This window comes from Halopseudomonas bauzanensis (assembly GCF_900114735.1).
Classification (GTDB): domain Bacteria; phylum Pseudomonadota; class Gammaproteobacteria; order Pseudomonadales; family Pseudomonadaceae; genus Halopseudomonas; species Halopseudomonas bauzanensis.
Genome location: NZ_FOUA01000003.1, coordinates 227,530 through 252,750, shown reverse-complemented (window position 1 = coordinate 252,750; position 25,221 = coordinate 227,530). Strand labels below are relative to the sequence as shown.

The window sequence follows — 25,221 nt, the reverse complement described above, 5'->3', positions numbered from 1 at the left end:
TCCACGGGCCGGGCCCCTGCCGGGCAGGCAACATCATCTCGATGAGGCAAATTTTTTTCCTTACCCTCTGTTCAAATCCCTCTGTTGCGCTATATATAGCCAAGTTTCAAGCGGAGGAACGCCATGAGTGAAGACGATATCGAAGATGATGACCTGCAGGAAGAAGAGGTGGACAACAGTGATGTTGATGAAACCGATGCCATGGAGAGCGATGATGAGCCCGCGGTAAAACCGCGCAAGAAGTCGGCCAATCAGGAAGACCCTCTGGAAGGGTTATCCCTGGAAGCCAAGGCTCGGGAGCGTGAAATGCTGGCGCGGCAGATGGAGGAGTTCCTTGCACGCGGCGGCAAGGTCCAGGAAGTCGACAACAACGCACTGGGTGATCCGCCGAAAAAGCCAGAAGGGAAGTACGGCAGCCGGCCGATCTGACGTATCGCGGTATTGACGAGCCCGTCGGTCGCCGCGGGCTCGTTGTATTTCCATCGGGCGCTGAGGCTCAGCCCCGATAGTTGCGCAGCCAGTCGGGAATCTCGCTCAGGCAGCGCACCTCGCCATGGGGGCGTTCCGCCTCCGCCCACTCCAGCCCCAAACGGTTGAACCACAGGGTATGCAACCCAGCTTCACGGGCGCCCTGGATGTCGTCTATCGGATGATCACCGATATGCAACGCTTGGTGCGGCTCCACCCCGGCGCGCTCCAGCGCGACGAGAAAGGGCGCGGGATCGGGTTTGCTCAGACCGACCTCATCGGCGGAAACGATGATCTTGAAATACTTTTCCAGCCCCAGCCGGCGCACGTCGGCATTGCCATTGGAAATGGTCGCCAACTGATAATGCCGGGCCAGCTCTTCCAGCAGCGGCTCGCAGTGGGGAAAGAAGGTCAGTGCATGGCGCGCCTCGAGAAACACCTCGAAGCCGGCCAGCGACAGCTCTGCCGCCTGCTCGGCGGTATAACCAGCCTTGCGCAGCCCATGTTCCAGCACGGCGATGCGTAGCGCGGTGACGCGGTGACGCAGCGCGGGGTCGCCAGCCAGCACCTCATGGCGCAGAGCCCGTCGGGCTTCCCGGTCCAGCCGCTGGGTGAACAGAGGGGCGTGTCGGTCCAGCCACTCCAGCAGGGTCTGTTCGGCAGCCGCAACCACCGACTCGGTCTCCCACAGGGTGTTGTCCAGATCAAAGGTCAGCAATTGAAACATGATAAGCAATCCGGTCAGCCTTCAGACTTGCGTCTGGCACGGGGGTGAGCGCTGTCATACACCTCGGCCAGATGCTGGAAATTCAGATGAGTGTACACCTGGGTGGTGCTGATATCGGTATGGCCCAGCAGCTCCTGAACCGCGCGCAGATCGCCTGATGACTCCAGCAGATGGCTGGCAAAGGAATGCCGGAGCATATGCGGATACAGATGTTGGCCGATATGCTCGACCCCGTAACGCCGAACCCGCAACTGGATAGCCCGTGGCGTCAGCCGCCGGCCCTGCATGCCTACGAACACCGGCTGGTTGGTGTCCGCCACTACCGGCCGTACCTTGAACCAGCTGCGCAAGGCCTGGCGTGCCATACGGCCCACCGGCAGCACCCGGGTCTTGTTGCCCTTGCCGATGACCCGGACTTCGCCGGTGTCGATATCCAGCCGGCCCATGTCCAGGCTGGCCAGTTCCGACAGGCGCAGACCAGAGGAATAGAAGAGTTCGAGCATGGCGTGGTCGCGGATCGTCAGCCAGTCTTCTTCCTCGCCGGTATCGAGCAGCTGTGCCGCCAGGTCGGCATCCAGGGTGCGCGGTAGCTTGCGGGGGGACTTGGGCGGGCGCAGGTCCAGCGCCGGGTTGTGCCGGCAACGCCGTTCGCGCAACAGGTAGCGATACAGGCTGCGCACCGCGCTCAGCTCGCGTTGCAGGCTGCGACCGGACAATCCGGCCTGATGCCGGCTGGCGATATAGAGCCGCAGCAGGGCGCTGTCCACCGCGTTCCAATCGCTGACCTGGCGCTTGGCCAGAAACCGGCACAGGCTGTCCAGGTCGCGGCGATAGGCTTCCAGCGTGCGGGGCGACAGTTGCCGCTCGCTGCGCAGATGCCCGAGGAACGCCTCCAGCTCCGTCAGCAGCGGCGCGCTGCTCACTACAGGCTCCGCGGCTCGCTGCTCAGCGGTCGCTGGCGCAGCAGCACCCGGGCCAGGGCGTCGGCGATATAACCGAGAAACAGGGTGCCGGTGGCGCTCTTGTACTGCTGCGGGTCGCGGCTGCCCAGCGCCAGCACGCCATGCAGCCCTTGATGCTGAATCGGTGCCAGAGCGGTGGAGGCGACTTCCTCGCCCTGGGCACCGAACAGGAAGGTCAGCTCATGGCTGCGCAGCACTCCGGTGAGGGTCTTGCCGCTGTCCAGCAGATGGCCGATGGCCTCGCGGGCTTCGCCGTGCGTGGTGTAGCGGGCGTTGCCGATGCGTGGTGTCTCGCTGAACAGGATAAGGGCGACGAAGGGCACCTGGAAGTCATCACGCAGACTGTCTTCGATGGTGGCGATTACCTCTTCCACGTCTGGCGATTCCAGCAGGTTGAGAATCAGCCGGCGGCTTTTCTCGAACAACCGGTCGTTTTCCCGGGCCACGTCCATCAACTGGCCGAGCCGATGGCGCACGTCGATATTGCGTTCGCGTAGCAGCTTGACCTGCCGCTCCACCAGCGATACGGCCTGACCGGACTGGTGCGGAATGAGCAACTCGGGCAGCAGCTCGTCGTGCTCGACAAAAAAAGCCGGATGGCGCAGCAGATAATCGGCCACAACGCTGGAATCCAGCTCAGTGGTTGGAGGCTGGCTGGTTTTACTCATATGCGTATCTGTCCTTCGTAGACCCGGGCGGCGGGTCCGGTCATCATTACCGGCTGGCCGGGGCCGGCCCATTCGATTTTCAGGTTGCCACCTGGCAGGCGCATGGTCACCGGGGATTTCAGATGCCCGAGCCGGATACCCGCCACCGCGGCCGCACAGGCACCGGTGCCGCAAGCCTGGGTCTCGCCGGCACCGCGCTCATGGACGCGCAGCCGCGCCTGATGCTGATCCACCAGTTGCATGAAACCGGCATTGACCCGGTTGGCGAAGCGCGGATGATGCTCGATCAGCGGGCCGATGTCAGCCACCGGATAGTGGTCGAGATCATCCACCAGGGTCACGCAATGGGGGTTGCCCATGGATAGCGCGGCCACTTCCAGCGTCTGGCCATTGACCTCCAGCGGGTAGCTCACGGCTTCATGATCGGCGGCAAAGGGGATCTGCGCCGGGGTGAAGCGCGGCGCGCCCATGTCCACCGTGACCTGGCCGTCACGGCGGACATTCAGGGTGATCAGGCCGCCGGCTGTTTCCACGCGGATTTCCGATTTCGCGGTCAGGCGCTTGTCCTGCACGAAGCGGGCGAAACAGCGCGCGCCGTTGCCGCACTGCTCCACTTCGCTGCCATCGGCATTGAAGATGCGATAGCGGAAATCCACATCGGGATGGCCCGGCGGTTCCACCACCAGCAACTGATCGAAGCCGATGCCGGTGTGCCGATCGCTCCACTGGCGGATCAGTTTCGGCGACAACTGGGCATGCTGGGTCACCAGGTCGATGACCATGAAATCATTGCCCAGGCCGTGCATCTTGGTGAATCGCAGCAGCATGTCAGGCCTCGGGCAGCAGTGACTCGCCGGCGAACAGCTCGCTGACCGTCTCCCGGCGGCGAATCAGATGTGTTGCCGCACCGTCCACCATCACCTCGGCCGCACGGGGGCGGGTGTTGTAGTTCGAACTCATGACGAAGCCGTAGGCACCGGCCGAACGCACCGCCAGCAGATCACCCTCGGCCAAGGCCAGCTCCCGGTCCTTGCCGAGGAAATCACCGGTTTCGCAGACCGGGCCGACCAGATCCCAGGGCTTGGCCGCCACGTCGGTGCGTGGGCGCACAGCATCGATGCCCATCCAGGCGCTGTACAGAGCCGGGCGGATCAGGTCATTCATGGCCGCGTCGATGATGGCGAAGTTCTTGTGCTCGGTCGGCTTCAACAGGTTGACCTGGGTCAGCAGCAGGCCGGCATTGGCAACGATCGAACGGCCCGGTTCGAACAGCAGGGTCAAATCGCGCCCAGCCACTTTCTCCCGCACCTTGGCCAGATACTCACCCGGCGTGGGTGGGGTTTCGTCGTCGTAGGTCACGCCCAGCCCGCCACCCAGATCCAGATGGTGGACCTGGATACCCTCGGCAGCCAGTTGATCGACCAGCAGCAACATGCGATCCAGGGCATCGATCAGCGGGGTGTCATCGGTCAGTTGGGAGCCGATATGGCAGTCCGCACCCTGCACGTCCAGATTTGGCAGAGCTGCAGCCCGGCGGTATACCGCGAGCGCTGAGGCAATATCGATCCCGAACTTGTTTTCCTTGAGGCCGGTAGAGATGTAGGGGTGGGTCATGGCATCCACATCGGGGTTGACCCGCAGGGATACCGGCGCCTGCACGCCCAGCTCGGCAGCGACCTTCTGCAGGCGCTCCAGCTCGGCGGTGGATTCCACGTTGAAGCACTTGATGCCGACTTGCAGCGCGCGGCGCATTTCGTCCTCGGTCTTGCCCAGGCCGGAGAACACCACCCGCGCCGGATCACCACCGGCGGCCAATACCCGCTCCAACTCGCCGCCGGACACGATGTCGAAGCCGGCGCCCAGGCGAGCCAGCACGTTCAGCACTGCCAGGTTGGAATTGGCCTTTACCGCGAAGCAGACCAGGTGAGGCTGGCCAGCCAGGGCCGAATCCCAGGCCAGGAAGGCCTGCTCGATGGCGCGGCGCGAATAGACGTAGCAGGGCGTGCCATACTGCTCGGCGATGGCGGACAGGGCAACGGCTTCGGCGTGCAGTTCGCCGTTCTGGTATTGAAATTCACTCATGAAATATTTCAGTTTCCGGTAGGTTGCTGGGTCATTTCTTCCCGGGCCGGATCAACCGGCTGGCCGGCTGGCTCTTCGGGCATGTATAGCGGGCCTTTCTGGCCACAGCCGGCGAGGATCAGAAGCATGAAGAATGCCGCAATGGATTGTTTCATGGTGGAATCCTGGTTGATAAACGGACAATATCCGGCAGTATACCCAGCCCGGGAGTCCGGCGCACCCGCCGCAGAAGCAGGAAAGGAAGGCAATGCAAGAGTTGAATGAAAGCGAATTCCACCGTCAGGTTGATCTGATTCAGGACCGTATCGAGCAGGCGCTGGACGCTGCCGACCTGGATCTGGACATGGAACAGACCGAAGGGTCACTGATATTGATGCTGGCCGCCGGCCCGCGGCTGGTCATCGGCCGACAGCCGGCTTCGCGCGAGCTATGGGTGGCGACCCCGGATGGCACCTTGCATTTTGGCTACCAGCCAGCGCACGGATGGATCCATGACAGCGACGGTGAAGCACTCGGTATCGTGCTGGCGCAGGTGCTGGGAGATCTGTCGGGAGATGAGGTGGAGCTGGATCTGGACGAGTAAGATGAGCCATCGCCGCTCCTCATGCCGAGCGGCGATCCATCGAGATATCGCTGACTTATTTCGCGCGCAGTATGGTCATCAGCGCCTGGGCATGTTCCGCCGCTTCCAGCCCGAGGCTGGTCAGATAGCCGCCATCATCCATCGTGGTAAGTCCCCGCCGATACAACCGCGCGGCCGTCTCCACCGTAGTGGCCGACGCCTCCCGCTGATGCACCTTGAGCCCCGCCTGGGTATTGGCGAGATCGTATTGGACCAGCAGATTGATATCGTCGATTTCTTCGGAAGTCAGTGACATGGGCAGTACCTTTTCTGATAGACGGTAAACTACATCTGCAGTCTAGCCAGCAGGGAACGCGGTAGCAATGCGGCTATCCGCTCTGGTGAAATTCATGGCTGTGATGGACTGGACGTGCCCCGGGTTCCTGATCAACACTGGCATCTTTCAAAAACAAGACGGATAGAACGACGATGCTCAGACTTCACGGATTTGCAGTCAGCAATTACTTCAATATGGCCAAACTGGCGCTGCTGGAAAAAGGCGCAGATTTCGAAATCAACACCGTCCACAGCAGTCAGGATGCCGAGTTTCTGGCCAAGAGCCCGCGCGGCAAGGTGCCTTTTCTGGAAACCGAGCAGGGTTTCATCAGCGAAACCAACGTCATCCTGGAATATATCGAAGAGACCCAGGGCGGCAAGGCGCTGCTACCAAGCGATCCCTTCGCTCGGGCGACCGTCAGGGCGCTGGCCAAGGAAGTCGAACTGTATATCGAGCTGCCGGCGCGCAGCTGCTACCCGGAGGTATTCTTCGGTGGCAAGGTGGAACAGAGCGTGAAAGACAAGGCCAAGGCCGATCTGCAGGCCGGCGTCGCCACCCTGCGTCGCCATGGCAGTTTCGCGCCCTATGTGGCGGGTAGCGAAATGACCATCGCCGATATCCTGTTCCTCTACAGCATCGACCTGGCGCAGATCGTTGGCAAGAAACTGTTCGGCATCGACCTGTTGGGTGACTGGCCAGAGGCCCAGGCCTTGCTGGAGCTGCTCAACCAGAACCCCCATGTTCAGAGCATCGCTGCGGACAAGAACGCCGAAATGGCCGCCTTTATTGCCGCTATGGCCGGTCAGCGCAAGTAAGCTCTGATTGCGCGCGTATCCGGGAGAGCTGTCGAGCTGGTGCTCGACAATCCCAGGGCGGGCCATGACTGGAGTGAACTCCTGGGAGATTCGGGCGCCAGCTCGTATCTTGCTGGCGGTGGCCGCGGTGCTAGGCTGACAGGAGTCTCCGCCCCGCCTATGGCGGAGGCTGTCGCGCAGCCCTCCGTGTTATGCACCTGAGCCCGATTATTTCGGGTATTGGCCGGCCTGTGTGGAAGCGGCCTTGGCTGCGAAGGGACTGCTGCTGACCCTGTTCGCGGCCAAGACCGATCCTACAATGAGTCTGCTCAATCGAGCATGTCGGAAAACCGCGCGTCCTGCTTGAACACCAGCGGCTGGCTGAAACCGGGAATGCGCATCTGCTCGGTGCTGATCTGAATATCGCTCTCGTCGATCATGTCCTTGCCGAAGTTGTAGATCACATCCAGCTGACCCAGCAATGCCCGCTGCTCATAGGCGGCGGCAACCTTGCGCACTTCCTCGCGGCGGGTTTCATAATCGGCAAAGCGCTCGGCGCCGTAACGCTTGCGCAGCATGCGCTCGACCGGCTGGGGGCCCAGCACCACTGCACTGGAGTTGTTGCCGCCAAAACCCTTGGAATTGATGAAGCACACTTCCAGCGGATTATCCGCGCGTGATACATCGGTGGTGCTGAAGCGCAGGTGCTGCTGGTGGACATCCGCGGCAATACTGTCGATGGTCTTGATGCCGGGAATGATCTGATACTTGAAAGTGCCCAGGGCCGAAGCCAGCTGGTCGGCGCTGGCGCTGGCCAGGGAATGACCAACAAAGGCCTTGACCGCGGCCACGGGCAGTTCTTCGATACCGAAGGCGGCTGCCACCTCATCGATCAGCTGTGACTCGGTGACCCGATTGGCCGGGGTGCTGGAGCCGTGGGCATGTACGAAGCTGCGCTGGCGGACCCGCTCCGGGCCGAGAATCTGCATGGCGCTGTGGACGGACTTGGCCATGGTCAGATAGTTGCCCGGGCCGGGAGCGGAAATGGACTTCTTGAACCCATCGGCGCCGACAAACACATCCGGCACCGCCCCATGGATATCGGCACCCAGCTCCAGCGCCAGTTCATCGTCCATGAGCATGAAGAACTGCCCCGACTCGGCCAGGGTGAAGCCGCAGTTCTGGCTGAACGGACGGCTGGCCCGGCGGAAGTCCACCTCATCCCGACCTTCGATATTGCGCAGGCCTTCTTCGGTGGCCAGGGCGCTCATGGCGCCGTAGCCCTCGATGCATTCCTGGGTGATGGGCGCTTCGCTGCTGCCGACCAGCACCACCCGGGCGCGGCCGCTGCCGATCATCTCGATGCCTTTCTGCAGGTTGTACAGGAAGCTGGCGCAGGCGCCGGTAATGGCGCCGGTGGTGCCGACGCTGCCCAGTACATAGGCGTTGATGAAATCCGCCGGCATGCTGTTCAGCCCCAGGGCCAGTTGCTTGGCGCTGACCCGGTGGCCTTTCAGGCGCGACTGCATCATGCCGCCGAAGCTGAACTCGTCCAGCTGGCTCATGATGCTGCTGGCAAACACAGCGACTTGGTCGGGCTCGACATGCTCGAGAATGTGCTGCCAGGCCAGGCCGGTGGAGTGCAGGGCATCTGCCGCCGCAACGATGGCCATCTGCAGGCCGCGGGGGTGGAAGCGTGAATTGTACTGTTCGCCCGGCTCAAACCCGGTGGGCAGCTGACCGGCGGATTTGACCGCCAGGGGCCGATAGCTGTCGACCTTGAGCTCACAATTGCCGGCGATGGTGACACGGGCTTCGCCGTTATCCAGCACCTCCGCGGTCCAGCCGGCCGGCAAGGGCTCCGGCAATTGCTTGGCCAGGGTAATGAAGGAGAGGGGTTGATCCGCTTCCAGGCCGACCGGCAGCGCCTTGTGCCAATGGGCCGCGTCCACGTCCAGGTGACGCTTCTCGATGCGGCGTACCAGAGTGCCATCGAGAATCTGTTGCCCGAAGCGCTGCTCGATGTCCGCTGGCGTGAGAATCTGCCCCGCGTCATCCAGGTAACGATCATTCTCTGCGCGTACCAGCCCCATCAGCACGGCCAACCCCGCCAGGGTTTCCTGACGCTCGGCGGCGGGCAGTGATTCGATCACGGTGCGCCGAAAGCCATGGTGAAACGAGCTGCGGCCGGCGGCGTTGTAACCACCGAAGCCGACAATGACCGGTAAACGCGACATCAAGCAAGACTCCTCGCTGTTTCGCTGCGTGGCTCCGGTACGTAGCGACCGGAGCGGGCTGACATCCTGACGGATACTCGAGAGTATCGTCCAAAGACCAGCAGGCATCGAATTGGGTTTGATTGCATAGGCAGACGAGGAATGTAACCCGATGGTCACGTTTAGACTAGGGTGTTTCTCAAACAGCGGTGGCCGAATCGCTGTCAGGATGCGGGGGATGGCCGCAACCTATTCCTTCTCCCTGTCACAGGCAAATATCTGTTCCAGGGGCGGCAGCGGGGTTTCGCCGGTCAATGGCATGTCGGCATCGGTCTGCAGGTGGAAGTTCTCCAGCGGCGCGCTGTCGCGGTCATCATGCTCGAACACCGGCGGGCTGAAGACGTAGGCAATCAGCAGGCGCGTCAGGGCTTCCAGGCTGTCGCGGTGGGTGCGTTCGTAGCCATGGGTCGCGTCCGTGCCGAAGGCGATCAATGCCACCCGGGTGTCGTTGCCGGCGCGGACCGCCGATTCGGCGTCGCTGTGGTAGTAACGGAAAATATCGCGCTGCACCGGAATCTCGTCCCGCGCGCACAGGTTCAGCAGATGCCGGCTCAGATGATAATCGTAGGGCCCGCTGGAATCCTGCATGCATAGAGTCACGGCATGCTCGGTGGACGCCTGCCCGGGAGCCACCGGCGCGATATCCACGCCCACAAATTCGCTGACATCCCAGGGCAGTGCGCCTGCCGCGCCGGAGCCGGTTTCCTCGGTGATGGTGAACAGGGGGTGACAGTCCAGGGGCAGGGCCTGGCCACTGTCGACAATATACTTGATGGCCGTGAGCAGGGCAGCGGCGCCGGCCTTGTTGTCCAGATGGCGTGCGCTGATGAAGCCGTTGTCGGTGAACTCCTGTAACGGGTCGAAGGCCACGAAATCACCGATGGCGATACCCTCGGCTTCGGTTTCGGCGCGGCTGGTGGTGCGAATGTCCAGGCGCAGCTCGATGGTGTCCCAGTTCACCGGCAGGGTGTCGACTTCGGTATTGAAGGCGTGCCCGGAAGCCATCAGTGGTAGTACGCTGCCCCGGAAACAGCCATGCTCGGCGAACAGGCTGACCCGGCTGCCCTCGGCGAAGCGGCTTGACCAGCAGCCGATGGGCGTGAGTTTCAGGCGGCCGTTGTCCTTGATTTCGCTGACCATGGCGCCCACGGTATCCAGGTGGCTGGCAATGGCGCGGTCGGGTGTGCGCTGGCGGCCCTTGAGCGTGGCGCGGATAGTGCCGCGCCGGGTCAATTCATAGGGCACGCCCATGGCGTCGAGATGTTCGGCGACATAGCGCACGATGCCGTCGGTGAAACCGGTCGGGCAGGGAATGGCGAGCATTTCCAGTAGCACCTGCCGCAGATATTGCATGTCGGGTCCGGGGCTGGGTTGCATGAGTCCTCCATCAGGTTGACGAACCGGGCTGACTGAGCGGAAACAGCATGTCGATGAAGCACTCTGCTGTAGGGCGGGGCTCGTGGTTGGCCAGCCCCGGGCGCTCATTGGCCTCGATGATGACGTAATCGGGTTGGTCGACGGCGGGGACCAGCAGGTCCATGCCGACCATGGGAATGTCCAGCGCGCGGGCGGCGGTGATGGCGCACTCGCGCAAGGTGGGGTGCAGTTCATCGGTGACATCCACCAGGGTGCCGCCGGTGTGCAGGTTGGCGGTGCGGCGTACCTGCAGATGCTGGTCGGCGGGCAAGACGCTGTCCAGGGTGAAGCCGGCCGCTGCCACGGTGCGGCAGGTCTCGTCGTCCAGCGGGATGCGGCTTTCGCCATCGGTGCTGGCCTGCCGGCGGCGGCTCTGCTTCTCGATCAGTTCGCGAATGGTCTTGCGGCCGTCGCCGCAGATCTGCGCCGGCTTGCGGATGGCGGCGGCGACCACCTGGAAGTTGATCACCACTATGCGCAGGTCGTCGCCTTCGTGGAAGCTCTCCAGTAGCACGCGGCTGTCGAAACGGCGGGCCGCTTCGATGGCCTGCTCCAGGGTCTGCGGGTCACGGATATTGACCGCCACGCCATTACCCTGTTCGCCGTTGTCGGGCTTGACCACCAGCGCGCCATGCTCGGCGAGGAAGGCGGCGTTTGCCTCCGGGGCGGCGGCAAGACGGTAGGCGGGTGTGTTCAGCCCGTGGCGCTGCAAACAGTGATGAGTCAGCTGCTTCTGTTGACACAGGGTCATGCTGACAGCGCTGGTCAGATCGCTGAGCGACTCGCGGCAGCGGATGCTACGCCCGCCTTGGGTCAGGGTGAACAAACCGGCTTCGGCATCATTGACGGTGACCTCGATGCCTCTACGTCGGGCTGCCCGGGTGATGATGCGGGCGTAGGGATTGAGTCCTTCATCCTGCTCCGGGCCGAGAAACAGCGGCTGATTGATGCTGTTCTTGCGTTTGATGGTGAAGGTGCGCAGCTGGCGGAAGCCGAGCTTGTGATACAGCGCCTTGGCCTGGGTATTGTCATGTAGCACCGACAGGTCCAGATAGGCGCTGCCCCGGCTCATGAAATACTCCACGAGGTGCCGCACCAGCATTTCACCGACGCCGAAGCGCTGGGTCTTGCTGTCCGCTGCCAGGCACCAGAGGCTGGAACCCTTGTCGGGATCGTCATAGGCGCGGGCATGGTTCAGGCCCATTACCGTGCCGATGATCTCGCCGCTGTCGGCATCCTCGGCAAGCCAGAAATCCGGGCCACCGGATTTTCGTGGCGTCAGGCGCTGCGGATTGACCTGGACCATGCCATTGGACAGATACAGGGTATTGATTGCCTGCCAATCCGCATCGCATTGCGGGCGGCGGATGTGAAAGCCGCGCATGCCGTTGTGCGCCGGGCGGTAATTGCTCAGCCACAGGCGCAGGGTGTCGGACGGGTCGAGGAACAGTTGCTGCGGGGCGAAGGACAGCACCACATGCGGATCGGCGACATAGAGTGCGATATCGCGCTCGCCGGGCGTTTCCTGCAGCAGCGTGTCGGCTAGCCGCTGTGGGTCCTTGAAGGTATGCCCGATCAGCAAGCGACCCCAGCCACAATCGAGGGTGACGTCGCGCAACTCTTCGGCAGGGGGTTGGCCCTGCTGGGCATGACCGGCCTGCAGCCGCTCCCAGGTGGGCGTCTGGCCGCGCTTGAGGCGTTGTTGTTCGGGTGGCATCGGTCGACTCATGGTCACACCCCTTGGGCGTCGAGCCACAGGTCCAGCACCGCCAACTGCCACAGCTTGGAGCCGCGCAGGGGGGTGATGTGATCCATGGGATTGCGCAGCAATGTATCGATGTAGGCTTCATTGAACAGCCCGCGTTCCCGGGCGCGGCGGTTGGTGAGGCTGTCGCGGACCCAGTCCAGGGTGCTGCCCTGCAGGTATTTCAGTCCCGGCACCGGGAAGTAGCCCTTGGGCCGGTCGATCACCGCGGCGGGAATGATCTTGCGCGCTGCTTCCTTGAGTACGTATTTGCCATCGCCGGGCAGCTTGAAGCGCCCCGGGATGCGTGCGGCCAACTCCACCAGCTCATGGTCGAGAAAGGGCACCCGTGCTTCCAGGCCCCAGGCCATGGTCATGTTGTCGACCCGTTTGACCGGATCTTCCACCAGCATCACGGTGCTGTCCAAGCGCAGTGCCTTGTCCAGGCCCTGCGCGGCGCCGGGACGGGCGAAGTGATCGCGGATGAAATCGCCGGCATGGTCCTGCTGGACCCAGGCAGGCTGGACAGTGTCGCGGTACTCGTTGAAGTCCCGGTCCATGAACGCCTGCTGGTAGGCGGCGACCGGATCGGCGGCCTGATCGACCTGGGGATACCAGTGATAGCCAGCGAAGATTTCGTCGGCGCCCTGACCGCTCTGCACCACCCGGCAGTGCTTGGAAACCTCACGGGACAGCAGGTAGAAGGCGATGCAGTCGTGGCTGACCATGGGTTCACTCATGGCCGTCAGTGCATCGGGCAGGCCGCTGAGGATCTCCTGCTCGGGAATCATCAGCTGATGATGGTCGGTGGCGTAATGCTCGGCGATCAGGTCGGAGTAGCGGAACTCGTTGCCCGCTTCGCCGTTGACGTCGGCGAAGCCGATGGAGAAGGTCTGCAGGTCACGGGCGCCCGCCTCGTGCAGCAGGCCCACCAGCAGACTGGAATCCACCCCGCCAGAGAGCAGCACACCCACGTCCACCGCCGCGAGATTGCGCCGTTTGACTGCCGCACACAGACTGTCAAGCACGCGGTCCTGCCAGGCTTCGAAGGGCAATTCCCGCTCATCGGCGCGCGCACCGTATTCCAGCGTCCACCAGCACTGTTGTTCGCGCTGGCCCTGGGCATCGATCCGCAGCCAGTGGCCGGGCGGCAGTTTCTGCACGCCGTTGAGGACGGTCAGCGGTGCTGGCACCACCGAATGGAAGGACAGATAGTGATTCAGCGCCACCGGGTTGATTGAGGTATCCAGATCACCGCCGCGCACCAGCGCCGGCAGGCTGGAGGCGAAGCGCAGGCGCTGGCTGGTCTCGGACAGATACAACGGCTTGATGCCCAGGCGATCACGGGCCAGAAACAGGCGCTGGGTATCGCGCTCCCAGATGGCCAGGGCGAACATGCCGTTGAAGCGCTCGAGCATCTTTTCGCCCCAGGCGTGATAGGCCTTGAGTACTACCTCGGTATCACCATCGGAAAAGAACCGGTAACCCATGATCTCCAGCTCGCCGCGCAGGGCTGGATAGTTGTAGATGGCACCGTTGAAGACCAGACTCAGACCCAGTTGCGGATCGGTCATGGGCTGACCGGAGGCTTCGGCCAGGTCCATGATCTTCAGTCGGCGATGGCCCAGGGCGACCGGGCCGGTGGACCAGATACCGGCGGCGTCCGGGCCACGGCTGACCATTTGTCCGGTCATTCGGGCCAGGGCAGTCAGGTCCGCCAACTGGCCATCAAAACGAAATTCTCCCGCCAATCCACACATCTACTACTCCTTGGTTTGGGGTGAGGTCGTCATGGCGACCTACAATGAAGATAGTTTGAAGTGGAATTAATCTGCCGATTTTCCATTGCTCAATCCTTGGAAACCGCGGGCGCGGTTTGGTTTAAAGGTTTTTTGGCCAAAGGGAGCGGGGTCTGTGGCAGAATGCCCGCCCACCGAGGCCGTTTGTTTGCCGGGAGCGAAACCACATGATGCACGACTTGTATCTGGCCCTGCGGCGGCTGCAGCGCGCCACCGAGATTCACGCCAAGCGGCTGGGCCGCCATAGCGGCCTGACGCCTATCCAGCTGCTGATCCTGCACAGCATTCAGGCGATGGGTGAAGGCACGCTCGGCGCCCTGGCCAAACAGGTCAGCGTGTCCCAGGCGACGCTCAGCACCATCATCGACCGCCTGGAAAACCGCGAGCTGCTCAAACGCGTACGCAGCCAGAGCGACAAGCGCAAGGTGCACCTGACCCTGACAGCCAAAGGCGAGGCGGCCATCCAGGCCGAACCGGCATTGCTGCCCAGCGCTTTTCTCGAGCGTTTCGGCAAGCTTGCCGACTGGGAGCAGCTGATGTTGCTGGCCAGCCTGCAGCGGGTGGCCGGATTATTCGAGGAAGGACAGCAGTCCTCCCATGTGTTGATGGATGACGAGCCGTTGGTGTAGCGGGCTGGCGGATAGAAGCGAGCATTAGCCTACCAGCTGTCGAAGGGGATCTCGTGAGTGTCGACATAGCTTTTGGCGGCGGGAGAGAGCGGTCTATGCTGGCCGCCTGACGTTCCGTCGTAAGGCCCTTCAGGATGAATGGAGCCGGTGAAGCGGCCGATTTCCAGAGGCTCTAGGCAGTCCCCACTCAACCATGCTTTGGCAATGCCACCCGGCGCTAGTCCAACAGTAATAATGGCTCTGTAGTCCTGAATATACTGACCATCAAAATGGCAGAAGGTGGGATAGGTGGTGACCATTTCCTTTCGTATAGCCTCTGGTATATCGATCCGCACCCGGTAGGTCTGTGGCTCGGCCAATGATTGCCAACGTACAAACACAATTTCGGGTAGGTCGATACCGGTCATGGGGCGGGTAGCGCCGGCTCCTGGTCTGGCTGGCCAACCGCTCGGGTTGCCCCGATTGTTGGGTGGGCTCTGGATGGACGCGAGACCGCCATGTACCCGGTAATAGCCCACTCCGCGCTGATCCAGCACATCGACGCTCTCGACCCAGACCTCCATATAGTTGGGTGCCAGCAGGCCGATTTCCCAGGTGCGGTAGGGCAGGTCCGGTGGCGGCGGATGCAGCGGATCCTGGACAGATTGGCTGGTGCAACCGGCCATGAGTATCAACAGACTGCAAGCCAGCAGAAAACGTCTCATACTGGATAGCCTCTCTGTGGCTGATCGCTATAAACCGCACGCTGATTCCCGCTGCGTGGTTTGTTCACCATAAAGCCATATGTCGATGTCCAGTTGGCCGAACTGTGGATGTAGCGACTGTGCAGAAAGCGTTTCTCCGCTTGACTCAGTTCTGCACTCTGACCGGTCATGGCAGAACTGATGACTTTATGGGCGATAGGTTGCAAGTCGGCGGGTATGTTCATTCGCCGATCCAATTCGTCGATTGCGCCAAGCGGGGCATTATGCTGGATTGCCTTGGCATGCATCACCCGCAACGCAACCCGCGACAGCTCGCCCCGCACCATCCGATCTAGCCCCAGAGCCAAGAGGACATCCCTGGCTTGCCGGTGCCCATTTTGGCTACCCGTCGAGGGCGGCAGGGCAATATTTTCATGAATGAACTTGCCCTCTCCGGGCAAACCTCTGGCGCGTAGTTCGCGCTCCTCCGCCTCTCTGGCCCGCCATTCCCGTGATTGTTCCACTTTGGCCCGATCGACGCTTTCCATCGAATAATACGCAGCGCGGCAGAGGCGCGGCCGTCCGATCAGTAGGCGCTCACGTAGCACGGCCGGATAGCCGCCACCGAGATTGGAATGTACTCCAGGCAACGCCAATTCTTCATGACTGGTATGCACCCGGTTGAGGCTGAAGTTATGCCGGTGCTCATCGGCCGCGGTCAGGTGAACCACCTTTCTGGCGCAGCCGGGCGGCAGGTGCAGATTGACGCCGGGGTTGTGGCTGTCTCCGACACTGAGATTGCCGCTCAAAGGGGCGGCAACCGCGGCGACGGTGTCGAACAGACCGATAAAGTTGATACTCACGTGGGTTGACCAGTCAAAGTCGGCAGCCATTGCTGGCAGTTCATGATTCAATTGGCTGGCCATTACACCACCTGAGGGCTTGAGTGCTTCGTTGGCAAAATGCCGTGCAGCGGCAGCCCCACGACTGAAACCGAAGATATCGAACTCGACTCTTTCGATAAGCAGTTGCGGATTCCCGTTCAGTAATCGGCGCAGCTTTGCCATTATCAGCGTAGGGCTTTCGCTGACACGAGCGACCACCCCCGTTCGGCCCTGTCCCATTGCCAACCCCGTGGTGGAATCTTCGCTGCCGCCAGTTGTACCTATTCCGTCGATATAGACTTTAAGGCTTGCTGCCTTGGTATTTTCTTCCACGAGGGCATCGGCCTGATCTTCATACAGGTCATACAACAGCGCCACGTTACTCAATTCATTGCCATAACTGCTGCCGGGCAACTGATCATAAAGCCCATCGCCATTGGTGTCCCGGTAATCATGGGTTTCGCACAGCTGACGGATATTACTCAGGGTCTGTTCATCGAATTCATGCAGATCCTGGCGACGGCACTCGGCGGTAAGGGCGGCGTTGCCCAGATTGTTGCCGGTGCCGTCGAAGAACATGCCCAGGCGCAGGGTGATGCGTTGCTTCATCGGCAGCTCGCGTTCTTCCTCCTCTTCTTCCTCTTCAAAGGAATGAGGCGGATTATCGCCAACCGCATTTTGTCGGAATTGCCCAGGCGTTGGCGCGCCGGTGCCAGGAGCTAATAGACTGGCGCCACTTGCTTTGGCAAGGGTCTGAGCCGATGCCGTGTTGCCCGAGCTGCCAGATCCGCTGCGAGATGCAGAGCCCGCGGCGCTACCGCTGCCGATAAACACCGTACCCTCTGCCAGCAGCGTATTTGATCCGGCCGGGCAACCGCAGGCTACATAATCCCCGGCACGGGCGGCAGGGCCGGCGGGCAGCATAATCGTTCGTGGGCCAACCGCAACAATGGGGCCGACACCCTTCTTGCATTTCGGGCAACTGGCCATGTGTCCCACCGAGCTCGCTACCAGACCATCGAACATGATGCCGGGATTACCTTCAATAACCGCCCCGCCGGTGGACGTCCTTGAGCCTATGCCTATCTTGATCATCACTGTCCCTGTGCCTTGGAAACCGGTTATGCCCCGGGAGCTGCAATGATCCCGATGAACCATCAGGAGGGTCAAAAGGTTTATCGTGTGGTTGGGAGGTGGGTCACAATGCGCCTTGTCTGAATTTCCTCGGCGACATAGCATGTTTGAAATATCAAACGCCGATATGGCAAAGCATGATGCCATTTCTGGACATGAGGACTCTCCATGGAATTGCACGCCCCCGAACTGTTCCGCCAGCAGGCTTTCATCAATGGCACCTGGTGCGAGGCCGAGCGCGGCCAGCGTACCGAGATTTTCAATCCTGCCACGGCCGAGCGGTTGGGCAGCGTACCGGATATGGGTGTCGAGGAAACCCGCCGGGCCATTGCTGCAGCGCAGGCGGCGCAGCCGGCCTGGCGTCGGCGCACAGCCAAGGAGCGCGCGGGCGTTCTGCGTCGCTGGTTTGAGTTGATCATGCAGCATCAGGAAGATCTGGCGCGGATCATGACCGCCGAGCAGGGCAAGCCGCTAGCCGAGGCCCGGGGCGAGATTGCCTATGCCGCCTCCTTTATCGAATGGTTCGCCGAGGAAGCCAAGCGGGTTTACGGCGACCTGATTCCCGCTCATCAGAACGACAAGCGCATTCTGGTGCAGAAGGAGCCGGTCGGTGTGACGGCAGCGATCACGCCGTGGAACTTCCCCTCGGCGATGATCACCCGCAAGGCCGGGCCGGCGCTGGCGGCGGGCTGCGCCATGGTGCTCAAGCCCGCGCCGCAGACGCCCTTCTCCGCATTGGCGCTGGTCGCCCTGGCCGAGCAGGCGGGCTTGCCGGCCGGCTTGCTCAGTGTGGTCACCGCTGGGGTGGACAATTCCCGGGACGTGGGGGCTGAGTTGTGCGCCAGCCCGGTGGTGCGCAAACTGTCGTTCACCGGTTCCACCGCCGTCGGCATCCAGTTGATGCAGCAGTGTGCGCCGAGCCTGAAGAAGTTGTCCCTGGAGCTGGGGGGCAATGCGCCCTTTATCGTCTTCGACGATGCCGATCTGGATGCGGCAGTGGAAGGCGCGATGATTTCCAAATACCGCAACGCCGGTCAGACCTGCGTCTGCGCCAACCGCCTCTATGTGCAGGACGGGGTATACGACGCCTTCGCCGAGAAGCTCGCCGTGGCGGTGCGCCGGCTGGAGGTGGGCGATGGCATGCGCGAGGGTGTCACCACCGGCCCGCTGATCAATGCCGAGGCGGTGCAGAAGGTGCAGCGCCACGTTGCGGACGCGGTGGCGGGCGGTGCGTCCCTGCTCGCCGGTGGCCACCCCCATGCCCTGGGCGGCCTGTTTTTCGAGCCGACCATTCTCACCGAGGTGAACAGCAGCATGCTGATCGCCCGAGAGGAAACCTTCGGTCCGGTGGCGCCGCTGTTCCGTTTTACTGATGAAGCCGACGTGATTCACCAGGCCAACGATACCGAATACGGCCTGGCCGCTTATTTCTATGCTCGCGACCTGAGCCGGGTATTCCGCGTGGCCGAGGCGCTGGAGTACGGTATGGTCGGGGTGAATACCGGGCTCATCTCCACCGAAGTGGCGCCTTTCGGCGGCATGAAGGCTTCCGGGCTGGGCCGCGAAGGCTCGAAGTACGGCATGGATGAATATCTGGAAATCAAATATGTGTGCCTGGGCGGCATCTGACCCGCCGGCAGAGAATGGAGGACAGCGACATGGCAGAGAACAATGAGTCCCTCATGCAGCGGCGCGAGCAGGCGGTGCCCCGGGGCGTCGGACAGATTCACCCGGTGTTTATCGAACATGCGGAAAACGCCACCATCGTCGATGTGGAGGGCCGCCAGTACATCGATTTTGCCGGTGGTATCGCTGTGCTCAATACCGGTCATCGCCACCCCAAGGTGATCGATGCGGTCAAGCGCCAGCTGGAGCTGTATACCCACACCTGTTTCCAGGTAGTGGCCTATGAACCCTATGTCGAGCTGTGTGAACGCATCAATGCGTTGGTGCCCGGTGATTTCGCCAAGAAAACCCTGCTGGTCACTACCGGCTCCGAGGCGCTGGAAAATGCGGTGAAGATCGCCCGCGCCGCCACCGGTCGCGCCGGGGTGATTGCCTTTGCCGGCGGCTATCATGGCCGCACCATGATGACCCTGGCGATGACCGGCAAGGTCATGCCCTATGCCTCGGGCATGGGGCTGATGCCGGGCGGCGTGTTTCGCGCCCGCTTCCCCGACGCGCTGCACGGCGTCAGCGAGGACGATGCGATCGACAGCATCGAGCAGATCTTCAAGAACGATGCCGAACCCCGGGACATTGCGGCACTGGTGGTCGAGCCGGTGCAGGGCGAGGGTGGCTTCCGCGTGGCTTCGCCGCAGTTCATGCAGCGCCTGCGGGCACTGTGCGACCTGCATGGCATCCTCCTGATTGCCGATGAAGTGCAGACCGGCGCTGGCCGTACCGGGAGCTTTTTCGCCATGGAGCAGATGGGCGTGACTGCGGACCTGACCACCTTCGCCAAATCGGTGGCCGGCGGCTTCCCATTGGCGGGGGTCTGCGGTCGCACCGAGCTGATGGATGCCATTGCTCCGGGCGGGTTGGGCGGTACCTATGCCGGCAACCCGGTATCCTGCGCCGCGGCGCTGGCCGTGCTGGATGTGTTCGAGGAAGAAAACCTGCTGGCGCGTGCCCGTACCCTGGGCGACATGTTGACCAGTCGGTTACGCCAACTGGCCGAGAGCGACAAGCGCATCGCCGAAGTACGTGGTCTCGGCGCCATGGTGGCCTTTGAATTGATGAAGCCGGACGGCGCACCTGATCCGGAGCTGGCCAGCCGGCTGGTAATGCGCGCGCGGGAGAAGCAGCTGTTGCTGCTGTCCTGCGGCCAGTACGCCAACGTGATTCGTATCCTGGTGCCGCTTACCGCGACGGATGCGGAAGTGGAAGAGGGGATGGCTATTATGGCCGGGTGTCTGGCTGAACTCTGAAGAGTGAAAGCAACCTGCAAACGCTATGGGGACGTGATGCAAGTATTCGATGTGGCCATCATCGGCGCGGGACATGCGGGCGCTCAAGCCGCCAGCCTGTTGCGCCAACGGGGGTTCGCGGGAACGCTGGGGATACTGGGGGATGAACCGGAACTCCCCTACGAACGACCGCCCCTGTCCAAGGACTATCTTGCGGGGGAGAAGCCATTCGAACGCCTGCTGTTGCGAGCGGAGGATTTCTGGCGCAACCATGATATCGAGCTACTGCGCGGCACTCGTATCGACAGAGTTGATGTCCAGGCACGGCGCCTGTATGCCGGCTCGGGTGAGTGCTTCGGCTATGGCAATCTGATCTGGGCCGCTGGCGGCTCGCCGCGGCCTCTCACCTGTCCCGGCCACGAGCTGGCCGGCATTCATTATGTGCGGACCCGGCAGGACGTTGATCGGCTGCGGGCCGAGCTTGATCACACCCGGCAGGTGGTAGTCATCGGTGGCGGTTATATCGGTTTGGAGACGGCGGCGGTGCTGCAGCAACTCGGCCGGAGCGTGACCCTGCTGGAGGTGCAGAACCGGGTACTGGCGCGTGTCGCAGGCGAATCCCTGTCTCGCTTTTATGAAGCCGAGCATCGCGCCCGAGGTGTCGATGTACGGCTCAGTACCCGTGTCGACCGCATTATCGGTGAGGCTGGCAGGGTGATTGGTGTGGCTTTGGCGGATGGCACTCTATTGCCCGCCGAGATGGTGGTCGTCGGTATTGGTATCGAGCCGTCAGTGGCCCCCCTGGCCGAGGCCGGGCTGACGCAGGCCGCTGGAGGTGTGCTGGTGGATGAGTATTGTCGCAGCAGTGCTGCGAATATTTTCGCCATCGGTGATTGCGCCGCCCACCGCAACTGCCATTCGGCGCTGGACGGTCCGATCCGCTTGGAGTCGGTGCAGAATGCCAATGACCAGGCGCGGGTCGTGGCCGATAGCCTGACAGGCAAGCCGCAGCCCTATACCGCGCTGCCCTGGTTCTGGTCGGATCAGTACGATCTGAAACTGCAAACGGTCGGGTTGTCAGCGGGACATGACCAGACGGTAATGCGGGGCGACCCGGCCAATCGCAGCTTTTCGCTGGTCTATCTACGTCAGGGGCGGGTGCTGGCAGTGGATAGCGTCAATCTGGCGCGGGACTTTGTCCAGGCCAAAGCGTTGGTGCAGGCTGGCGCGACTGTGGATGTCGAAGCACTGGCCGATGCGTCCACTTCGTTGCGAGCAGCGTTGAAGCCTGCCTGAGGCGGGCTTTGCCTCTCAGAACGTCGACAACCCCGCCGCCTCCATCAACCGATACAGCCCATAGCGGCCGACATTGTGATCGGCGAAAGCCTCGTAGGGCAGGCTGTATTCGATCCCATCCGCGTTATTCCACAGCGCCTCGAAGACGTTCCTCGCCCGCATCATGGTCGGGTCATCATGCCCGGCAACCAATTGCACATCGGTTTCCAGGTTCAGGCTATCCAGATTGCGTCGGGTGAAATTGGCCGAGCCGCTGATCAGCTCGCTGCTGCCATCGGCCCGATCCAGACGCAGCCATTTGCGGTGGCATTGCTCGCCGCTGGTGTTGCACCAGCGCACCGGGATGCCAGCGCGGTGCAGGTCCCAGCCGACCTGGCGGTTGGGGATGCCGTTCTTCTCGCGGCCGAAGGCATCGCGGTTGGGGTCGAGCAGGGCGCGGACGATCACGCCCCGCTGGCGGGCGGCGATCAGTGCCTCGATCAGTGACCGGTGCGAAAGATAGAAGACTTCCATATCGAGTTGGTCGCCGGGCGCGGCGCTGTCGATTATCTGCAGTAATGCATCACGTACCGCACCTTCGGTGAGGACGCGCAGCCTGGTTTCCTCCGTTATGGATGTCGCGGTTGGTGGCTGCGGCCAGTGGCGGGTATCGACACGCGCCAGCGCGGCCACGGCCTGTTCGGTCTGCAGCAGATCCAGCGCCGCCGGGCCGCTGAAACGCAGCGCCTGGTTGGAATGACGACTGCTGGCATCATGCGGGTTGGCCGAAGTGACCAGCGCCGACCAGCTGTCGCCGGCATCGACTACCAGGGTCTTGCGGTGATTGGCGCGGAAGTTGGCCAGGTGCAGATAGCTGCGCAGGGTAACCTTGCCATCGCCCACCGGGTTGGGCAGCCAGCCGCCCTCGGTACTGTTGCCGACGAAGCGGCAACACAGATTCCACAGGCCGGACCACAGGGGGTTGGAGGCGGGCAACTGCTCCAGCGGGGTCAGCACCACCCGCACGCCGGCCTGCTGCAGGGCTTGCAGTTGGCGGTTGTTCACTCCGCCATACAAGGTATTGAAGGGATCGGTGATCAGTATGACCTCAGGTGCGGTCCGCCGCTGCCGGGCAGCGATCAGCGCCTGGGTCAGTTCGGCAGACAGGGGACGGAAGCTGTTCTCGTCGGCAAACTCATTGAACAGGAACATATCCACGACCACCATCCGCCGGGCGCCGTTGATCATCGCCAGTGCCTCGTCAAAGATCTGCTGTTGGCTGATCCGCTCGCCATCACCAGTCTGCCAGGTCTGATCCAGCAACAGTTGCACGTCGGTGGCGGGTCGCCAGGGCTGGCTGACCGCCAATCCTTCCGGCATGGGTCGGTTGGCCTCGAACAGGCCCATGCCGATCCACAACAGCAAGAACAGCAGAGCCAGTCGGCGCAACGGTCTGGGCCGCCGTTTGCGGCGATTGACCCGGCGGAGAATATCCATATACCTGCCTTCATGATCGGGTTGATCCCGCATGCTAACCTTGATGCCGGGTGCTTGTCTTGTGGAGGGGTGAATGCGCAAAGCCGTGGTCAGTGCCGGGGCAGTATTACTGGTGTTGCTGCTCGCCGCCGTGCTGACCGGCCAGTGGCTGCAGCGCACCCTCACGGCCGCCGGGCTCGAACAGTTGCACTGGCAGCAGTTACGCTGGACTGATGGCGCGCTGTGGTTGGGCGAGGCCAGCGGGGTACAGGTAACGGAGCAGGGTCGCCTGGGATTCCGTCTGGATGGCATTCGCCTGCAGCCGACTTGGCGCGATGGCCCGCGGATTGAGCAGTTGCTGATCGATGAGCTGCAGCTGGTCTGGCAGTCGGCGCAGCAACTGCCGCAACGCGAGACCGAGACGCAGTGGCAGTTTCCAGACCTGGAGCAACTGGCCGGGCCGCTGTCCTGGCTGCCGCGGGAGCTGGCGGTGCGCAGCCTGCTGGTGCAACTGCCCTGTGAGGACGAATGGTGCCGCTTGCAGGGCGAGCTGCAGGTAAGCGCCGAGCAGCAGCCCTTGGTAATTGCCGCCCAGCTGGCGCTCCAGGCTGATGAGCAGTATGTGCAGGGCCAGCTGCAACTGCGCGAGGATGCCGGCGCCTATCTGTTGCAGGCCGAGCTGGAACTGCCGCAACCGCTGCCGCTGGCCGGGCTGGGGCAGCTCAGTGGCCATCTGCATATCGATCTGGAAAACCGTGGTGATCAATGGCTGTTGCATGCGGGGCAGCTGGACGCGCGATTGGCGCGACCGGAGCTGCAGGCGCTGGCCAGCCTGCCGGCGGAGCTGCGGCCAGACGCCATGGCTCTGCAGGTCACGCCGCAGCCGGGCAGTCTGGCGAGCTGGCGGGATACGATTCCGCTGGCCATGCACATGGCGCTTGAGGGGGGCATTAGCGGGCAGTTGGATACCCAACTGGAGCTGAGCAGCCAGCCGCAGTGGCAGGCTCGGCTGCGGGACGGGCTCTTGCAACTGGATGCGTCAAAGCTGGCGATGGCCGGCCTGCAGGCGCGGACGGTGCGACTCGACTGGCCGTTTCTCGGGCACATAAGCGAGCAGCAGTTAAATCTGCAGCTTGGCAAAGAGGCCTTGGTAACGGCGCAGAGCCTGTCGCTGGCGGACGTTGGTCTGCAACTGACGGGCTTGCGCGCGGAGGTTGGCGGGGCCAGTCTGAGTGTTCCGCTGGCAACGCCTGATCAGCTGCAACTGGATACGCCGCTGCGGATCGGTGCCACCCGGCTGGCGCATGCCGCGCTCAAACCCCAGGGCTGGAACCTGAACGGCAGACTCCAGCAATCACCGACCGGACTGACGTTGGATGGCAGCCTTGCCGCGCTCAGTGGGCTGAATGCCGACCTGCGAATGAACTGGCCCAGCGGTCAGCCCTGGCAGCTGCAGGCGACCCTGCAGGAGATATTTCTACGCGCCGCCGATCCGCTGATGGGCACCTTCACTGACTGGCCGGCGCTGCTCAGTTTCTCCAGTGGGCGCATCACCGGTCAGCTGCAGGCGACCGGCCGAGACGGGCTGGATCGTCTCACCGGCCAACTGTCGTTGAGTGGCGGTCAGGGTATCTACGATCGCGCCAGCTTCACCGGGTTGTCATTGCCGCTGGAGATAATGCTACAGAACGAGCAGCTGCAGCTGGACACCGACGCATTGCGCATCACCAGTCTGGACCCTGGCCTGCCGCTGGGACCACTGCAGGCCAGCGGCCGTTATCGCGCCACGCTCAATGAACCGACCACAGGTGCGCTTGACCTGCGCAGCGCCAGCCTCGGTGTGCTGGATGGAAAGATAATACTGGAGCCGGCCACCCTGGATCTGGGGCAGGCACGGCAGACCTTGGTAGCAATGGTGGAAGGCGTCGAACTGGCCCGCCTTTTCGAGGTCTATCCCGCGGAAGGCTTGAGTGGGCAGGGCACGCTGGACGGGCGTTTCCCCATCAGTCTGGTGGACGGCAATCTGCTGATTGCCGATGGGCGGCTGCAGGCCCGCGAACCCGGTGTGCTGCGTTACCAGGCGGAACAATTACGCGAGCTGGCAGCCAGTAACCCCAACCTGGAACAGCTGGCCGTGGCGCTGGATAACTTTCAGTATCAGGTACTGGCCAGTGATCTGTCCTATGATGAGCAGGGCGTGCTGGTACTCGGTCTGCGGCTGGAAGGGAGCAACCCGGCATTTCAGCAGGGGCGGCCGGTTCACCTGAACATTCGCCTGGAAGAAGACATTCCGGCCCTGCTGACCAGTCTGCAGTTGACCGGGAAGGTGAACGAGGTCATTCGCAAGCGGGTTGAGCAGTTCTATTTGCAGCGACGCAGTCCATGACAGGAGAAGT

Annotated in this window: 22 protein-coding genes; 8 read left to right on the top strand and 14 right to left on the bottom strand. The window is 62.6% G+C overall.

The genetic code is table 11. The annotated features are described in order from the left end of the window. Window positions 1-123 precede the first annotated feature (123 nt). The gene (locus BM267_RS09540; RefSeq protein ID WP_036988960.1) at window positions 124-429 is read left to right on the top strand and encodes a hypothetical protein; all 306 of its coding nucleotides are present in this window, start codon (window positions 124-126) and stop codon (window positions 427-429) included. A 67-nt stretch (window positions 430-496) separates the two neighbouring features. Here BM267_RS09540 and BM267_RS09535 read toward each other — a convergent pair whose 3' ends face one another. The 6 genes from BM267_RS09535 to lptM are packed head-to-tail and all read right to left on the bottom strand — an operon-like array spanning window position 497 to window position 5,062. Continuing rightward, entirely contained in the window at window positions 497-1,195 is a 699-nt protein-coding gene (locus BM267_RS09535) for an HAD family hydrolase (protein WP_074779549.1), read from the bottom strand. 14 nt (window positions 1,196-1,209) lie between these two features. Continuing rightward, complete coding sequence (xerC, locus tag BM267_RS09530) at window positions 1,210-2,103, bottom strand: tyrosine recombinase XerC (RefSeq protein WP_074779763.1); 894 nt, start codon at window positions 2,101-2,103, stop codon at window positions 1,210-1,212. Window positions 2,104-2,117: 14 nt separating this feature from the next. Then, window positions 2,118-2,825 (bottom strand): DUF484 family protein, encoded by a 708-nt coding sequence (locus BM267_RS09525; RefSeq protein WP_074779547.1) that lies wholly within the window; start codon window positions 2,823-2,825, stop codon window positions 2,118-2,120. Next, window positions 2,822-3,652: a diaminopimelate epimerase gene (dapF, locus tag BM267_RS09520; protein WP_074779545.1), complete on the bottom strand. Its 831-nt coding sequence runs from the start codon at window positions 3,650-3,652 to the stop codon at window positions 2,822-2,824. The genes BM267_RS09525 and dapF overlap by 4 nt, the downstream gene beginning before the upstream one ends. Window position 3,653: 1 nt before the next feature. Next, complete coding sequence (gene lysA / locus BM267_RS09515; RefSeq protein WP_036988964.1) at window positions 3,654-4,907, bottom strand: diaminopimelate decarboxylase; 1,254 nt, start codon at window positions 4,905-4,907, stop codon at window positions 3,654-3,656. 8 nt (window positions 4,908-4,915) lie between these two features. After that, complete coding sequence (lptM, locus tag BM267_RS16590) at window positions 4,916-5,062, bottom strand: LPS translocon maturation chaperone LptM (protein WP_083392483.1); 147 nt, start codon at window positions 5,060-5,062, stop codon at window positions 4,916-4,918. Window positions 5,063-5,154: 92 nt separating this feature from the next. Here lptM and cyaY point away from each other — a divergent pair, with 92 nt between their 5' ends. Further along, window positions 5,155-5,490: an iron donor protein CyaY gene (gene cyaY / locus BM267_RS09505; RefSeq protein WP_036988965.1), complete on the top strand. Its 336-nt coding sequence runs from the start codon at window positions 5,155-5,157 to the stop codon at window positions 5,488-5,490. A 55-nt stretch (window positions 5,491-5,545) separates the two neighbouring features. Here cyaY and BM267_RS09500 read toward each other — a convergent pair whose 3' ends face one another. Further along, complete coding sequence (locus BM267_RS09500) at window positions 5,546-5,785, bottom strand: TIGR02647 family protein (protein ID WP_036988966.1); 240 nt, start codon at window positions 5,783-5,785, stop codon at window positions 5,546-5,548. A 173-nt stretch (window positions 5,786-5,958) separates the two neighbouring features. Here BM267_RS09500 and BM267_RS09495 point away from each other — a divergent pair, with 173 nt between their 5' ends. Beyond that, window positions 5,959-6,621, top strand: a complete 663-nt coding sequence (locus tag BM267_RS09495; RefSeq protein WP_074779543.1) for a glutathione S-transferase family protein — start codon at window positions 5,959-5,961, stop codon at window positions 6,619-6,621. A gap of 308 nt (window positions 6,622-6,929) precedes the next feature. Here the strand turns inward: BM267_RS09495 and BM267_RS09490 are convergent, their stop codons facing one another. From BM267_RS09490 to BM267_RS09475, 4 genes are all read right to left on the bottom strand, one after another. Then, window positions 6,930-8,837, bottom strand: a complete 1,908-nt coding sequence (locus tag BM267_RS09490) for a beta-ketoacyl synthase (protein ID WP_074779541.1) — start codon at window positions 8,835-8,837, stop codon at window positions 6,930-6,932. 228 nt (window positions 8,838-9,065) lie between these two features. Continuing rightward, a complete protein-coding gene (locus BM267_RS09485; RefSeq protein WP_036988969.1) occupies window positions 9,066-10,253 on the bottom strand; it encodes an osmoprotectant NAGGN system M42 family peptidase in 1,188 nt (395 codons plus the stop codon). A 10-nt stretch (window positions 10,254-10,263) separates the two neighbouring features. Further along, window positions 10,264-12,021, bottom strand: coding sequence for an N-acetylglutaminylglutamine synthetase (gene ngg / locus BM267_RS09480; protein WP_235818262.1), 1,758 nt, complete (start codon window positions 12,019-12,021; stop codon window positions 10,264-10,266). A gap of 2 nt (window positions 12,022-12,023) precedes the next feature. Next, window positions 12,024-13,796 carry an N-acetylglutaminylglutamine amidotransferase gene (locus BM267_RS09475; RefSeq protein WP_074779537.1) on the bottom strand — a complete coding sequence of 591 codons (1,773 nt, stop codon included), beginning with the start codon at window positions 13,794-13,796 and terminating at the stop codon, window positions 12,024-12,026. A 206-nt stretch (window positions 13,797-14,002) separates the two neighbouring features. On the opposite strand from BM267_RS09475, the gene BM267_RS09470 reads away from it, so the two are divergent. Next, on the top strand, window positions 14,003-14,464 hold the full coding sequence (locus tag BM267_RS09470; RefSeq protein ID WP_083392482.1) for a MarR family winged helix-turn-helix transcriptional regulator: 462 nt from the start codon (window positions 14,003-14,005) through the stop codon (window positions 14,462-14,464). Between the two features lie 29 nt (window positions 14,465-14,493). On the opposite strand, the gene BM267_RS09465 is transcribed toward BM267_RS09470, so the two are convergent. Together BM267_RS09465 and BM267_RS09460 are read right to left on the bottom strand one after the other, a co-directional pair. Beyond that, window positions 14,494-15,168 (bottom strand): DUF2931 family protein, encoded by a 675-nt coding sequence (locus BM267_RS09465; protein WP_074779535.1) that lies wholly within the window; start codon window positions 15,166-15,168, stop codon window positions 14,494-14,496. Continuing rightward, entirely contained in the window at window positions 15,165-17,126 is a 1,962-nt protein-coding gene (locus tag BM267_RS09460) for a phospholipase effector Tle1 domain-containing protein (RefSeq protein ID WP_074779533.1), read from the bottom strand. Before BM267_RS09460 ends, BM267_RS09465 begins: the two co-directional genes overlap by 4 nt. Window positions 17,127-17,333: 207 nt before the next feature. On the opposite strand from BM267_RS09460, the gene gabD reads away from it, so the two are divergent. The 3 genes from gabD to BM267_RS09445 are packed head-to-tail and all read left to right on the top strand — an operon-like array spanning window position 17,334 to window position 21,370. Continuing rightward, the gene (gene gabD / locus BM267_RS09455) at window positions 17,334-18,794 is read left to right on the top strand and encodes an NADP-dependent succinate-semialdehyde dehydrogenase (RefSeq protein ID WP_074779531.1); all 1,461 of its coding nucleotides are present in this window, start codon (window positions 17,334-17,336) and stop codon (window positions 18,792-18,794) included. A 29-nt stretch (window positions 18,795-18,823) separates the two neighbouring features. Continuing rightward, a complete protein-coding gene (gene gabT, locus BM267_RS09450) occupies window positions 18,824-20,095 on the top strand; it encodes a 4-aminobutyrate--2-oxoglutarate transaminase (RefSeq protein ID WP_074779529.1) in 1,272 nt (423 codons plus the stop codon). Window positions 20,096-20,131: 36 nt separating this feature from the next. Next, window positions 20,132-21,370, top strand: coding sequence for an NAD(P)/FAD-dependent oxidoreductase (locus BM267_RS09445; RefSeq protein ID WP_074779528.1), 1,239 nt, complete (start codon window positions 20,132-20,134; stop codon window positions 21,368-21,370). A 15-nt stretch (window positions 21,371-21,385) separates the two neighbouring features. Here the strand turns inward: BM267_RS09445 and BM267_RS09440 are convergent, their stop codons facing one another. Continuing rightward, complete coding sequence (locus BM267_RS09440; protein ID WP_083392480.1) at window positions 21,386-22,846, bottom strand: phospholipase D-like domain-containing protein; 1,461 nt, start codon at window positions 22,844-22,846, stop codon at window positions 21,386-21,388. 73 nt (window positions 22,847-22,919) lie between these two features. Here BM267_RS09440 and BM267_RS09435 point away from each other — a divergent pair, with 73 nt between their 5' ends. Then, the gene (locus tag BM267_RS09435; protein ID WP_074779526.1) at window positions 22,920-25,211 is read left to right on the top strand and encodes an intermembrane phospholipid transport YdbH family protein; all 2,292 of its coding nucleotides are present in this window, start codon (window positions 22,920-22,922) and stop codon (window positions 25,209-25,211) included. Window positions 25,212-25,221 lie beyond the last annotated feature (10 nt).

Bases quoted from the DNA above. Each gene is read 5' to 3' on its own strand.
- BM267_RS09540 (WP_036988960.1), top strand. From the start codon at position 124: ATGAGTGAAGACGATATCGAAGATGATGACCTGCAGGAAGAAGAGGTG.
- BM267_RS09535 (WP_074779549.1), bottom strand. From the start codon at position 1,195: ATGTTTCAATTGCTGACCTTTGATCTGGACAACACCCTGTGGGAGACC.
- BM267_RS09525 (WP_074779547.1), bottom strand. From the start codon at position 2,825: ATGAGTAAAACCAGCCAGCCTCCAACCACTGAGCTGGATTCCAGCGTT.
- dapF (WP_074779545.1), bottom strand. From the start codon at position 3,652: ATGCTGCTGCGATTCACCAAGATGCACGGCCTGGGCAATGATTTCATG.
- lysA (WP_036988964.1), bottom strand. From the start codon at position 4,907: ATGAGTGAATTTCAATACCAGAACGGCGAACTGCACGCCGAAGCCGTT.
- lptM (WP_083392483.1), bottom strand. From the start codon at position 5,062: ATGAAACAATCCATTGCGGCATTCTTCATGCTTCTGATCCTCGCCGGC.
- cyaY (WP_036988965.1), top strand. From the start codon at position 5,155: ATGCAAGAGTTGAATGAAAGCGAATTCCACCGTCAGGTTGATCTGATT.
- BM267_RS09500 (WP_036988966.1), bottom strand. From the start codon at position 5,785: ATGTCACTGACTTCCGAAGAAATCGACGATATCAATCTGCTGGTCCAA.
- BM267_RS09495 (WP_074779543.1), top strand. From the start codon at position 5,959: ATGCTCAGACTTCACGGATTTGCAGTCAGCAATTACTTCAATATGGCC.
- BM267_RS09490 (WP_074779541.1), bottom strand. From the start codon at position 8,837: ATGTCGCGTTTACCGGTCATTGTCGGCTTCGGTGGTTACAACGCCGCC.
- BM267_RS09485 (WP_036988969.1), bottom strand. From the start codon at position 10,253: ATGCAACCCAGCCCCGGACCCGACATGCAATATCTGCGGCAGGTGCTA.
- ngg (WP_235818262.1), bottom strand. From the start codon at position 12,021: ATGAGTCGACCGATGCCACCCGAACAACAACGCCTCAAGCGCGGCCAG.
- BM267_RS09475 (WP_074779537.1), bottom strand. From the start codon at position 13,796: ATGTGTGGATTGGCGGGAGAATTTCGTTTTGATGGCCAGTTGGCGGAC.
- BM267_RS09470 (WP_083392482.1), top strand. From the start codon at position 14,003: ATGATGCACGACTTGTATCTGGCCCTGCGGCGGCTGCAGCGCGCCACC.
- BM267_RS09465 (WP_074779535.1), bottom strand. From the start codon at position 15,168: ATGAGACGTTTTCTGCTGGCTTGCAGTCTGTTGATACTCATGGCCGGT.
- BM267_RS09460 (WP_074779533.1), bottom strand. From the start codon at position 17,126: ATGATCAAGATAGGCATAGGCTCAAGGACGTCCACCGGCGGGGCGGTT.
- gabD (WP_074779531.1), top strand. From the start codon at position 17,334: ATGGAATTGCACGCCCCCGAACTGTTCCGCCAGCAGGCTTTCATCAAT.
- gabT (WP_074779529.1), top strand. From the start codon at position 18,824: ATGGCAGAGAACAATGAGTCCCTCATGCAGCGGCGCGAGCAGGCGGTG.
- BM267_RS09445 (WP_074779528.1), top strand. From the start codon at position 20,132: ATGCAAGTATTCGATGTGGCCATCATCGGCGCGGGACATGCGGGCGCT.
- BM267_RS09440 (WP_083392480.1), bottom strand. From the start codon at position 22,846: ATGGATATTCTCCGCCGGGTCAATCGCCGCAAACGGCGGCCCAGACCG.
- BM267_RS09435 (WP_074779526.1), top strand. From the start codon at position 22,920: ATGCGCAAAGCCGTGGTCAGTGCCGGGGCAGTATTACTGGTGTTGCTG.